Origin of the sequence: Prevotella sp. LMAG:51, assembly GCF_008680225.1 — a bacterium.
Lineage (GTDB): Bacteria > Bacteroidota > Bacteroidia > Bacteroidales > Bacteroidaceae > Prevotella > Prevotella pectinovora.
On the sequence record NZ_NALQ01000003.1, the window covers coordinates 148,608 to 161,515 of the forward strand.

The 12,908-nt window shown below is 50.6% G+C and carries 7 protein-coding genes; 6 read left to right on the forward strand and 1 reads right to left on the reverse strand.

Annotation, left to right across the window (positions count from 1 at the left end):
- Positions 1-32 precede the first annotated feature (32 nt).
- Positions 33-911 carry a L,D-transpeptidase gene (locus CCC32_RS00870; protein ID WP_022316510.1) on the reverse strand — a complete coding sequence of 293 codons (879 nt, stop codon included), beginning with the start codon at positions 909-911 and terminating at the stop codon, positions 33-35.
- 374 nt (positions 912-1,285) lie between these two features.
- Between CCC32_RS00870 and CCC32_RS00875 the strand changes: the two genes are divergently transcribed.
- The 6 genes from CCC32_RS00875 (at position 1,286) to CCC32_RS00900 (ending at position 12,287) form a co-directional block, all read left to right on the forward strand.
- Positions 1,286-3,175 (forward strand): rhamnogalacturonan acetylesterase, encoded by a 1,890-nt coding sequence (locus tag CCC32_RS00875; RefSeq protein WP_287071568.1) that lies wholly within the window; start codon positions 1,286-1,288, stop codon positions 3,173-3,175.
- The gene (locus tag CCC32_RS00880) at positions 3,172-6,438 is read left to right on the forward strand and encodes a pectinesterase family protein (RefSeq protein WP_287071569.1); all 3,267 of its coding nucleotides are present in this window, start codon (positions 3,172-3,174) and stop codon (positions 6,436-6,438) included. The genes CCC32_RS00875 and CCC32_RS00880 overlap by 4 nt, the downstream gene beginning before the upstream one ends.
- A 354-nt stretch (positions 6,439-6,792) precedes the next feature.
- Entirely contained in the window at positions 6,793-9,303 is a 2,511-nt protein-coding gene (locus tag CCC32_RS00885) for a helix-turn-helix domain-containing protein (RefSeq protein WP_287071571.1), read from the forward strand.
- A 123-nt stretch (positions 9,304-9,426) separates the two neighbouring features.
- On the forward strand, positions 9,427-10,281 hold the full coding sequence (locus CCC32_RS00890; RefSeq protein WP_287071573.1) for a hypothetical protein: 855 nt from the start codon (positions 9,427-9,429) through the stop codon (positions 10,279-10,281).
- A gap of 186 nt (positions 10,282-10,467) precedes the next feature.
- A complete protein-coding gene (gene gdhA / locus CCC32_RS00895) occupies positions 10,468-11,805 on the forward strand; it encodes an NADP-specific glutamate dehydrogenase (RefSeq protein WP_022316504.1) in 1,338 nt (445 codons plus the stop codon).
- A gap of 8 nt (positions 11,806-11,813) precedes the next feature.
- Complete coding sequence (locus tag CCC32_RS00900) at positions 11,814-12,287, forward strand: septal ring lytic transglycosylase RlpA family protein (RefSeq protein ID WP_022316503.1); 474 nt, start codon at positions 11,814-11,816, stop codon at positions 12,285-12,287.
- Positions 12,288-12,908 lie beyond the last annotated feature (621 nt).

Sequence of the window (12,908 nt, forward strand, 5' to 3'; positions counted from 1 at the left end):
ATGTCGGGCGGTTTTACAAATTCTGATGTTTATTATAAGCTGTCTTTTGGAGCATGTTCTGCCTTCGTGGTGTCGCGCTTTATCTCCTCGGCTTTCATTTTCTCACGCTTAATTTCCGTGGAGTCTGGTTGGGGGAAGAGTTCCGGATGAGCTTCGCGCCAGTTCACCTCCTTGTCTCTCTTTCCCGGCAATACTATCACCGGCATGCCTTTAGTGACAAACTTCACCAGTTCGAGGATATTCTCATTCTTTATTCTCACGCATCCGTGGCTGCGTCTGCCGCCCACCGACCATGGAGCATCGGTGCCGTGGATGCCCGTGGAGTTGAATCCCGGAGTCACGATGCGGAAGAAGCGCGGACCATATTGTCCCGGGTTCTCGCTGCGCACGCCATTCTCGTCGGTATAGTGCCAGTTCTCGCTGTTCTGCACCTTGCCCGCCCTGAAGAAACCCTCCGGCGTGCGGCAGTCGCCCCTGCTCCTCTTGTTGCCGAATCCCTTTCCGCAGGCACAGGTGTACGACTTGCGCAGCACACCGTAGCGGTCGAACAGCTTCACCTTCATGTCGCCCTTGTCCACGATGATGAAATATTCGTATTCACTGTTGAGCAGACGGTTGCAGTAGTCCAGACTGTCGTGTGCCATCTTGTGCATGATGCCGGCGGCATAGCGGTCTTTGTCCGGCGACTCGTTCATATATTCTATCGCCTCCTCGGCAGTGCTGAACTTATGCTTTATCTTTATCGGTTCTTCCTCAATCTCCTCAATCTCGTTGGCAGATGCCAGCGGACCGTCATCCTGGGCCATCTCGTTGCCTTTGTTCGACGGCGAGCAAGCCTGCATTATCAGAGTCAGTATTGTGAGGAATATGGATAGGCGTATCGCTTTCATGTTTGTTTGATAAGATGTCATGTCTGTTTAATGTTTATTTGTTTGGTCTTTCTTTTTATAAGTTACTGTCATATTTTTTTTTCTTGTTCAACCTAAATCGGTCATTAGGCCGTTCAATGTAATATATTTGCCATCCCATAGACAGAAATCTCGGTTCCTATCTTTAAGTGGTTGGTGAAGGCAAGCCCTTCTTTCAGCTGCAAAGATAATAAAAAAAACTGACATTCTTTTCGTTTTCCTTTTCAAAGCGCATTTCCGTTATGTCGGAAAAGCCCTGATTTGCGGCATTTTACCGAATAATCCACCAAGTTTGTGCATTTTTCCCCGTGCTTAGCAACCTTAACCGCTAATTTTGCAGTCACTATTACTAACCAAATCAAAATCATACAACGAAGATGAAATTGAGATTCATTGCAGCAGCCGCTGTGGCTGCATGCACTGCATTATGTGTGCAGGCGAGAAAGGTGCATACCATAGGTGACAGCACTATGGCGACCTATGACCCGAACACCACCGTGACGAGAGGCTGGGGACAGATGTTCCAGCAGTTCTTCAAGGGTGATGTCACCGTGAACAACCGTGCCAAGAATGGTGCCAGCAGCAAGAGCTTCTATAAGGAGAGCGCCTACTGGCAGTCGGTGAAGAAACAGATAGAGCCAGGTGACTACGTGCTCATTCAGTTTGCCCACAACGACGAGAAGAGCAACGGATGCGACGGCGACGAGCTGAAAGCTTACTATCAGAGCATCGGCGATGAGGCAAAGGCAAATGCCTGCGACTATCGTGGAACTACAGCCAGCGGCACCTATAAGGACTATCTGCGCAAGTATGTGGAAGAAACTCGCGCCTTGGGCGCCACACCAGTGCTGGTGGGTGCGATATGCCGAAAATATTTCGACGGGAGCACCATTCGCAGAAACGGACGCCACGACCTCGGCGACAAGTTCGACAAGATAGAAGGCGGTAAGCTCACTACCGGCAACAAAGTGGCTGCCGACGACCATACATACGACTATCCATACCAGATGCAGGAGGTGGCAAAGGAACTGGGGGTGCAGTATCTCGATCTCACCACAGCCACAAAGGAACTCTATGAAAGCTATGGCGACGCCAAAGCCAACGCTCTGCTCTTCGATGGCAACGGCAGCACCCACACCTCAGCGATGGGAGCCACACTGATAGCCCGTCTGGCAGCACAGCTCATGCAGAAAGCTGGAATACTGTCAGAGAATATCAACCTGACGAGCGACCTCAGTGTGAATCCCTCAACTGTAGACCTCGGACAGGCATACAAGGGACAGACGGTGGTGAGAGAAGTGTCGGTAAACGGCTTCGATCTCGTGCCAGCCGACGGCAACGTGAGCATCACGGTGAGCAACGGACTGAAGATTTCTGCCGACGGCAGCGACTATTCATCCACAGCAACTCTGACCTACAAGGAAGGCAATCTTATCGGTTCCTTCAAGACAAGCTATGAGTTCGCCACAGCCGGCGACATCAATGAGTGTATCACCGTGAGCTGCGGCGACAAGACAGTCACCATCCCTGTAGTGGGCAAGTGTGTGGAACTAGCCGACGGAGTGGCAGCATCGGCATATTGGAGACTCGAGAAAGACGACAACTGCACCGTTGAAGGTCCGGTAGACCCTATCGGCGAGACATACAGCGAGATGAAACTCCAGAAATATTCCAGTCCAAACGCTAATACCACATGGCCCGAGGGCACAGGCTTCGATGCCACCCGCAAGACGCAGCGCAACATCATCGAGGGCGAGTCGTGGCCGGCAGGCGAAATCGACGAGGTTTCTACACGATGGATAGAGTTCGCGGTGAAGCCAGCCAAGGGTACCACTTTCAACGTGAACGAGATAAGCCTCTATGTGTGTGGATGCGGAGGCAACGGAATGCACTGCAAGATTTACTACTCTAAGGAGGCAGACTTCGCCAATGCCGTTAATATCGCCGACTTCTCTGGTTCGATGAAAGCCAACGACATGATGGAGGTAAAGGCAACACCCGTGATAGAACTCTCTGAGGGCGAGACGCTACGCTTGCGCGTATATCCTTGGTATGGCAGCGCAGCAACTGGCAAGACCATCTGTCTGAGCGACGTAAAAGTGGCAGGAGTGGCAGTAAGTGCCACAAATGGAGTGAAGAGCGTGGAAAACTCGGAACTGAAACCGGAGAAGATATACTACAGTCTCGACGGCATTCGTCAGAACGGCATTCTTGACGGTCTGAACATTGTGGTGGAGAACGGAGTGGCAAGAAAAATAATGAAATGAACAAACAGATTCTCAATATGAAAAAGACCACATTATCCCGAATTATCGTCATGGTCCTCGTAGCATGGATGGGACTGGGCGGTGCAATGGCGGCAGACGTCATCGATGCCAAAGACGCCACTATAAAATGGGCGTTTGACAAAAGTGCCGACAATGCGTCGGCTGCAGAGATATCCGTAGACGGAGCCATCTCGACTTCAAGTTTCTCGCTGGGCGAGAAACTGTATTTCAACGGACTGCAAAGCGGACTCTCAAAACTGAATCCGACAGAAAAGATAAGCAATGCCCGCGACGATGCATCATACGTAGTATTCAGCATCGTGCCGAAGAAAGGAGTCACCTTCACACCGAAGAGCGTAGCCTTCAAATCGCAGAAATGCGGTACCAGCGGCGGTACGCTCGACGTGGTGGCCCGATGCGGCGAGAAGAGCGAGGAACTCGTGAAGGGTTTCGCCCCGGAGCGCAACAGCGTGTCGGAGTCGAAGCTCGACATCACTTCACTCACAGGAGAGAGCGACAAGGTTGAACTGTATTTCTATGTGTATAATCTCGCTAACAACAAGCAGCTCGCCCTTGGCGACGTGGTGGTGACAGGCGATCTGAACGGTACTCCGGTCATTGTGCCCGTATATACGCTGAGCGTAGGGACAGCCGACGAGGCTGCCGGCACCGTCACCGTGAATCCGGCAGGCGACAAGTTCGACGAAGGCACGGTAGTCACTGTGAGCACTACCGAGAACTTCGGCTATCATTTCGCAGGATGGGCAGGAGCCGACAATGCCATCGTGTCTACCGACAATCCATACACCTTTGAGCTGACGGCAAACACATCGCTCACCGCAACATATACGAAGAACAATGTATACGCCCTGAACCTGACACTGCGGGGAGGAGCAAATGCCAACCTCGTGACATTCTCGCCAGAAGGCAATGTGGTGGACGGAGTGCATCACTATGAAGAAGGAACCGACGTGAAGCTCACGGCACAGGACAACCGTATCCTCACCTTCACCAACTGGGACGACAACTCGACAGACAAAGAACGCGAAGTGAAGATGGACGGAGAGAAGAACCTTACGGCAAACTTCTCTTGCACAGACTATATAGTGGGCTGGGACCTCTATAGCGACACACCGTCGCAGGAGCGTGCTGCCGACTACAAGGCAGAGAGCGACAACGCCGGACTCCTCTCGCTGCGCAACGAAGCCGGCAACACCACATCATGGCTTGCATGCGGAGCAGGTAAAGGCGGACAGAACGGTAAGTATGCCGCACGCTGCTGGAGAAAACTCACCGACAAATATTATTTTGAACTCTCATTCTCAACACTGGGATACACCAACGTGGTGCTGTCGGCTGCCGTAGGCGACGACTTCAACGCACACAGTATCGTAAACGCACAATACTCTATCGACGGAACAAACTATACCACCTTCGGCACATATAACCTGCCGGCCCGCGGATGGGACTCTGAAGAATTCGCCCTGCCGGCAGAGGCAAACGGACAGAAGCTTGTGAATGTGCGCTTTCTGCCAGACTATGACTCACCGCTCGTGGGATCAACAGGCGACTACGACGGACTGGCTGTGGCGGAGATTTTCCTGCTCGCCGACAAGGAAATCGTGGAAGACAACGAGGCACCGAAACTCATCTCGACAATCCCTGCCAATGATGCAGCCGACGCATCGGCAACAGGATCTGTGATACTGACATTCGATGAGAAAGTGGTGGCTGCAGAAGGAAGCAAGGCAACGCTCAATGGAGAGGCTTTGAAACCGACGGTGAGCGGCAAGACCGTGGTATATCAGTACAGCGGACTGAGATATGCCACTGCTTATACTTTCACATTGCCGGCAGGAATGATTCTCGACCGCAACGGAAACGCTTTCTCGGGCACAGAGATACATTTCACCACTATGGAGCGCCAGCAGCCAGAACTGCGTGTCTATGACGCAGTGGTGGCACAAGACGGCACCGGAGACTACACCACTGTGCAGGCTGCCATCGACGCCGCACCGCAGAACAGAGTGAAGCCATGGCTCATATTCATAAAGAAAGGTACATACAAAGAGCATGTTGACCTGCCGGTAACAAAGCCATATCTGCACTTCATCGGACAGGGACGCGACAAGGTGTTTATCAGTGATGACAAACTGTGCGGCGGACCAAACGCACTGAGCGTGGACAAGGGAGCTACATTCGTGGCACACGCCGCCAACCTGTATTTCGAGGGATTGAGTTTCGTGAATTCATACGGAGTGGAGAAGAACGACGGTCCGCAGGCGCTCGCCCTAAACACCGAGAACGACCGCATCGTGTTCAACAACGTGGGAATGTACAGTTATCAGGATACGTGGATAACTACAAGCAAATCCAACTATCGCCACTACGTGAAGAACTCCTTCATCGAGGGAGCCGTAGACTTCATCTACAACAGCGGCGACGTTTATCTCGACAACGACACAATCAATATCGTGCGCAAGAGCGGAGGATACATCGTGGCACCATCACACCAGAAAGACGTGAAGTGGGGATACGTGTTCATGAACAACGTGATAACGGCTCCTGGCGTACCGTCAGAAACATCGGTATGGCTTGGCAGACCTTGGCACAACTTCCCGAAGACCGTTTTCATCAACACGAAGGCTGAGGTGACGATACCTGCCACGGGATGGTATGAAACGATGGGCGGACTGCCTGTGCTGTGGGCTGACTACAACACTATGGACGCCGAAGGCAACCCTGTGGATCTCTCTCACCGCCGTGATACCTATTATTATATGAACGGCGACACAAAGGTGGAAGGCAAGGCAAAGAACTTCCTCACCGACGAGGAGGCAGCACAATATACGGTGAAGAATGTGCTCAGCGGTTCTGACAATTGGCAGCCGGAGCTGATTACCGAGGCTTGTGAGTCGCCAGCACCTGTAGTTGAGGGCGGAATGCTGAAATGGCAGCCTGTGCCATATGCCATCTGCTATGTGATAACGAAAAACGGCAACGTGGAAGGATTCACTACTGCCACATCATGCGAATATGAGGCAGGCAACGAATACCTGATACAGGCTGTGAACGAATACGGCGGACTGAGTAAGGCTGCCAAGGCAGACCAGACATCGGCAGTGGGCTCCGTAGAGACTGCTGGCGACACATTCAAGGCTACTGCTGTATATACAATCGATGGCAAAAGAATTGCTGATACGGCAAAAGGCATCAATGTCATTACTGACGGCAAGACATCGAGAAAAGTAGTGATGAAATAAAAAACAGTTGGTAGATTATTTATAAGTAGTCCAAATCTGGTTTCAGATTTGAGTAAAAGATTGTCTGGGGATTCCATGTGATGTGGCGTTCCCAGATTTTCTTATTCCAAATCGGTCACTATGGCTTGCTTGAATTTTGCTTTCTTTTATTCCAAATCGGTCGTTAGGGCTTGCTTGGATTTTGCTTTTAGAAGAGTGGATTTTGTTTGGCTATTAATGAGTAATAGCGAGATGTTGCGGAATATGATTTTTTTTTCATACTTTTGTATTCGTAAAACCAGTTGCTCCACCAATCCAGACATTGGGGATTAATCTGGCACAGAATCTGTCAAAACAAATTGTCCCGAATATACAATGAGGCTTATAACACTTGTCCTGTCATTATCATTGTCGCTGCTGTCTGCCGTCTCTGCTGCAGCCACACCGATTTGTCATATCCAGCGGTATGATGAGAACGACGGGCTCACCCAATGGCACGTCACGCAGATGGCACAAGACAGTCAGGGCATGATGTGGTTCTCGACATGGAACGGACTATGTCGCTTCGATGGTTACGAATTCCGTGGATTCAAAGGACGTGTAGGTGACGGAAGCCGATTGGCAACAGACCGCATGCGCAGCGTGTGGTTGTGTGATGACGGGAATCTGGGATGCAGGGTGGACGACGACATGTATCTTTTCAACCTCAAGCGTTACCGGTTTGAAAAAATCGGAGGAATGCAGCTGAGAGGGCGGAATGCCACGGCGGTGAAAGAAAACAGACCATATCGCCATCGCGATGGCGTGGGAAATCTGTGGAAGGTGTATTATGACGGCAGACTGACCTATACGCCAAGGGGAGGCAAGGAGACACCCTACGGTGACAGGAAAAGCCTGGAGGCTGCACGCTTCTGCCTCTCTGACAAGCAGGGCAACCTCTGGGTGGCTGCCACAAGCTGCATATACAAGATAAGTTTTCCGAGACAGAACGGAAATGTGGTGAGAAACGGTAATGGCGCTGAAGTCAAGACCGTCTTCGTGGATAGGTACAAGAGATACTGGATAGCCACTAAGGAAGACGAGACAGTGAGGATTTTCGACCGTGGCAACAAACTTGTGGGGTATCTTGCGCCGGATGGCAGGATTGTGGCGGGCTACACTAAATTCCGCTGTCCGATATACTGCATCACTCAGACCCGAGACGGGAGCATCTGGCTGGGAAGCAAGCCGCAGGGACTCTTCCGCCTGACCGGATGTCATGGTATGCAGGCATACAGAATAGATAAAATCGGAGGATTGAACAGCGACAATGTCTATGACATCAAGGAGGACCGTTGGGGCAGACTCTGGATTGCTACTCTTGGTGGGGGAGTGTGTTGCGTTGAGAATCCGAGAGCGGAAAGACCTGTAGTGGTGAAACCTTTCTCCGGATTAAGAAACTATCCCCACACTCTGGCAAAGAAGGTGAGGATGATACATCTGACCAAAGATGATGTTATGCTATGCACCACGACCGACGGACTGCTTGTGGCCAAACTGGTAGCGGGGAATGACGTCAGAAACATGGTGTTCCATTGCCACACTCGTGAGGCAAATCGCAAGGATGCCCTCAGTTGCAGTGCGGTGATGAACGTGGCTGAAGACTATAGAGGACGGATTTTTGTCAGTACGGAGAGTGGTGGAGTGAATATGATTCAGACGGGAAACCTGACGGCAGACAAACTGTCTTTCCGACATTATGATGAGGCTAACGGGATGCCCACCGATGTGGCTCTGTCGGTTGTAGGGTTTTCTCGCAAGATGCTTATGGTGGGAAGCGACAGACTGGTGATGTTCAACCCCGACAATGGAGATTATCTCTCGTTCGGAAAGAATTTCTTCCAGTCGGAATGCAGGTTCTCAGAGGCAATTCCCGTGAGATTGCCAGATGGGCGTTGGCTGTTCGGACTGCAAGACGGAGAGTATTATGTCGCTCCGCAGCAGTTGCGCAAGAGCACCTTTGTGCCGAGTATCGCCCTCACAGGCGTCAGCGTGCAGGGAGTGGAAGGAAGCTGCTCCGTAAATGCCATGGACACATTGGTGTTGGCGAGCAACGAGAGGAGCTTCACGCTGAGATTTGCCGCTCTCGATTATTCCGCCGATGTCCGCCTTTCGTATGCCTTCGCCCTCTTGGACGACGGTGATGAGGAAGACGTAAAATGGAATGACATAGGCCATAACCATTCTGCCACACTGCTCGACCTGGAGCCCGGAACCTATGTCGTGCTGGTGAGATCTACCAATGCCGACGGCGCCTGGGTAGACAACGTGAGAAGGCTGACGATAGTAGTGACACCGACATTCTGGGAGACTACTCCCGCCCGTGTGCTGCTCCTCTTGCTTTTGTTGGCGTTCTTCGGTTCTGCAGTATATACCATTATATATATAAGGCGTATAAAGCGTCAGCGCCGTGAAGCTCTCGACGCATACTTGAATCTGCTCAGTAACGGTACTGGCGGTGATGCCCATGAACCGGCACCGGCAGACACACCACTGCGCCCTGAACTCACGCATGAGGATGACGTTATGATGAGGCGCGTGTCAGCATTTGTCGACGAACATCTTGGCGATGCGGAGATAGGAGTGGGCGACATGGCAGCGGCAGCAGCCATGAGCCGGTCGGGGCTGCAGCGCAAGATGAAGCAGATCATGGGAGTGACGCCACTCGACTTCCTGCGTGAGGCGCGTATGAAACGTGCGTGCCATCTGCTCTCGTCAACCGATATCCCGATAAGCGACGTGGCATATTCTTGCGGATACTCCGACCCTAAATATTTCAGCAGAAGCTTCAAGGCATCAAAGGGAAAGAGTCCGAAGGAATGGAGAAACGGAGATGCAGAAGGGTAAAACTTCCACAAAATTGTTTCTTTTGCTCAATTTAGGATGCAATGTAAATAATAATTCCTATCTTTGTATTGTGCGATGGTGCGCACCATCGACACATATATATATTACGGACATAAACACACTATGATTATGAAAGGAAACGGATTATTTGCGGTAGTACTCAGTGCGGCACTGTTGGTGTCGGGCTGCGGTTCGATTAGCGACGGCGGCGCTTCGGGAGGATTTCTCGGAGCAGAGTTGGGAAGCATTCTCGGTTCCGCCATCGGCGGCATAAGCGGTGGACCAAGAGGCAGCGATGTCGGTACGATAGTTGGCATGGCCGGCGGTGCCGTGATAGGTGCCGTGGTGGGTGACGCTGCCGACAAGGCACAGCAGCGAAAGGCAGAACGCTACGACGGCAATTGCCGTGGAGACAACAGAAACGGGAATTACCGTGGAGACGACAGAAACGGCAATTCCTCGTATGACAGCCGGTCTTATGGCGATTCAGACGATGACGCCACAAGTGATTTCGACCCTGAGAATGGCGGTGACGACGTGATACAGTTTGATGCTCCTGCCGATAATACATCCGTTGAAGAACCGGATGTAGTCAGCAAGCTCCAGTCAGATCCGGCTCCAGTCAGCGCTTCGCCCCTGGAGCTCCGCAGCGTGAGATTCGTGGGCAAGGGCAACGGTCTTGAGCTGCATAGCGGTGAATTGGCAAAAGTGGTGGTGGAGGTATACAACAATACTCCGGAATATATGTATAATGTGAAACCCATGGTGATGGAGACTTCCGGCAACAAGCATGTCTTCGTTTCGGCTCCAATCATAGTGGAAAAAATCGCTCCCGGCAAGGGAATACGCTATACGGCGATGGTGAAGGCAGACAAGAAACTGAAAGACGGCAAGGTGCATTTCACAGTCTGCGCCCAAGAGTCGGCACAACTCCGCAAATCAGAAATCAGAGAGTTTGACGTCACTACAATAAGGTGAAAAAGCTCAGAAAACGAGTTTTTCGGTGCTATACCAGCAGATATTTAACAAATAGTAAGAACTAAAATAAAATTTTCTCGATTTTTCTTGCAGCGTATTTTGAAAATGCCTACATTTGCGATGTGATAATAAACACTTTGATAAAACACATAATTAACATAATCTTTTAAATAAAAACACATTACTATGGAAGTGGAGAAAATCATGCAACAGCTGGAGCAGAAGCATCCAGGCGAGTTGGAGTATCTACAGGCAGTTAAGGAAGTACTTATTTCCATCCAGGACGTTTACAACCAGCATCCTGAGTTCGAGAAAGCTAAGATTATCGAGCGCATCGTGGAGCCAGAGCGTATCATCACGTTCCGTGTGCCATGGGTTGACGACAACGGTGAGATTCATGTAAACCTCGGTTACCGCGTGCAGTTCAACAGCGCTATCGGTCCGTACAAGGGTGGTATCCGCTTCCATCCGTCAGTAAACCTTTCAATCCTGAAGTTCTTGGGCTTCGAGCAGACATTCAAGAATGCACTTACTACTCTGCCAATGGGCGGTGGTAAGGGAGGTTCAGACTTCTCTATCCGTGGAAGAAGCGACGCAGAGGTTATGCGTTTCTGCCAGGCTTTCATGACAGAGCTTTATCGTCACATCGGTCCTAACGAGGACGTTCCTGCAGGTGATATCGGCGTTGGTGGCCGTGAGATCGGTTACATGTTCGGTATGTACAAGAAGCTCACACACCAGTGGAACGGTGTATTGACAGGTAAGGGACTTGAGTACGGTGGTTCAAAGATCCGTCCTGAGGCTACTGGTTTCGGTGCTATCTACTACGTACATCATATGCTCGAGACTCACAATATCGACATCAAGGGCAAGACAGTCGCTGTCAGCGGTTTCGGTAACGTGGCATGGGGTGCTGTTACAAAGGCTACCCAGCTCGGCGCTAAGGTTGTTACAATCTCTGGTCCAGACGGCTACATCTACGACCCAACAGGTATCAGCGGTGAGAAGATCGACTATATGCTCGAGCTCCGTTCAAGCGGTAACGACGTTTGTGCACCATACGCTGAGAAATATCCAGAGGCTAAGTTCGTTGCTGGCAAGAAGCCATGGGAGGTTAAGGTTGACATCGCTCTGCCTTGCGCTACCCAGAACGAGCTCGGTGCTGCTGACGCAGACATGCTCCTCGCCAACAAGACATTGTGCGTAGCTGAGGTTTCTAACATGGGATGTACAGCTGAGGCTGTTGACAAGTTCATCGAGGCTAAGCAGCTCTTCGCTCCTGGCAAGGCTGTCAACGCTGGTGGTGTTGCTACTTCTGGTCTTGAGATGACTCAGAACGCTATCCACCTCGGTTGGACAGAGGCTGAGGTAGACGAGCGTCTGCATCAGATCATGAGCGACATCTATGAGCAGTGCGTTAAGTACGGTACTGAGGCTGACGGCTACATCAACTACGTGAAGGGTGCTAACATCGCCGGCTTCATGAAGGTAGCTCACGCTATGATGGCTCAGGGTATAGTATAATTCTTTTGATGAGAAAATACTTCATAATACTGATTTTATTGATTACATTTGGATGTCGTCTCTCTCTCCTCGCTCAGGAGAGAGGGGTGGCATCCTATTATTCTAACCGTATGCATGGCAGACGAATGAGCAATGGGGAGAAATACCATCGCGACAGTATGACGTGTGCCCATGCAAAGTATGCTCTTGGCACTTTGCTAAGGGTGACAAACGTGAAAAACGGCAAGAGTGTTGTCGTGAGGGTTACCGACCGCTGTTCGCGTCATGCACGCAGGATCATCGACCTTTCGATGGCGGCGGCAAAACAGTTGGGGCTGATGGCGGCAGGAGTGGGAACGGTCTTGGTGGAGCGTTTCCATCGCAAAAATGAAATTCCGTATCGTGGTGACGATGATGTGGAACTTCCGGAATTTGACTTGGAGGTGACAAAACCAGCTGACGGCTATGTGCCGGCATGGCAGCAGAAGAATGTGAAGAAGTAGGACGGCTGTTGTATTTGTCCTGGTGCAGAGTCTGGTCTCTTTTGTTTTTGTCAGCGGCTTGGAGTTTCTTTGTATTCCAGGTATTTCTTGGCATTTGGTTTTTCATGTGCTTTAGATCAGTTCATAAAAAAAAGTCCAGTATGCTCTCGCACGCTGAACTTCCACTAAAGCTATTTACCTTATGTCGCTAATTACATAAGTTTTGAAGCGCCGATATCACATCGTTCTTTAGATTGTTGTCCTGCGAAAAACAGGCAATCCAGCTTCATGAATTTCTTTTAAACCTCTCCAGGTTTTTAAATAAATATGTAAGTCAATAAATTAATTAATGTTATGAAAAGTCTTTATTATGAATCTCTTGTCTCAGACAATCCGCTTGCCGCCGATGCCTGTTCGTTTCGCCGCTGCTTCGTTTCCTGACACGGCATAACATTCCCGACAATTATTTCGTGCTTCTGTCAGCCTTGTTTCTCAGGCATGACATACGCAGTCAATGTCATCATATAGGATAATCCCTTTGCCGCAAGATAAACAATCATCCCTGCATTTTTAAGTTTTGAGAATTAGACTGTTGAATAACGCCTTTGTCGTTCCTCGTGTTGGCGCATGTTGCAACCAACT

Bases quoted from the DNA above. Each gene is read 5' to 3' on its own strand.
- CCC32_RS00870 (WP_022316510.1), bottom strand. From the start codon at position 911: ATGACATCTTATCAAACAAACATGAAAGCGATACGCCTATCCATATTC.
- CCC32_RS00875 (WP_287071568.1), top strand. From the start codon at position 1,286: ATGAAATTGAGATTCATTGCAGCAGCCGCTGTGGCTGCATGCACTGCA.
- CCC32_RS00880 (WP_287071569.1), top strand. From the start codon at position 3,172: ATGAACAAACAGATTCTCAATATGAAAAAGACCACATTATCCCGAATT.
- CCC32_RS00885 (WP_287071571.1), top strand. From the start codon at position 6,793: ATGAGGCTTATAACACTTGTCCTGTCATTATCATTGTCGCTGCTGTCT.
- CCC32_RS00890 (WP_287071573.1), top strand. From the start codon at position 9,427: ATGATTATGAAAGGAAACGGATTATTTGCGGTAGTACTCAGTGCGGCA.
- gdhA (WP_022316504.1), top strand. From the start codon at position 10,468: ATGGAAGTGGAGAAAATCATGCAACAGCTGGAGCAGAAGCATCCAGGC.
- CCC32_RS00900 (WP_022316503.1), top strand. From the start codon at position 11,814: ATGAGAAAATACTTCATAATACTGATTTTATTGATTACATTTGGATGT.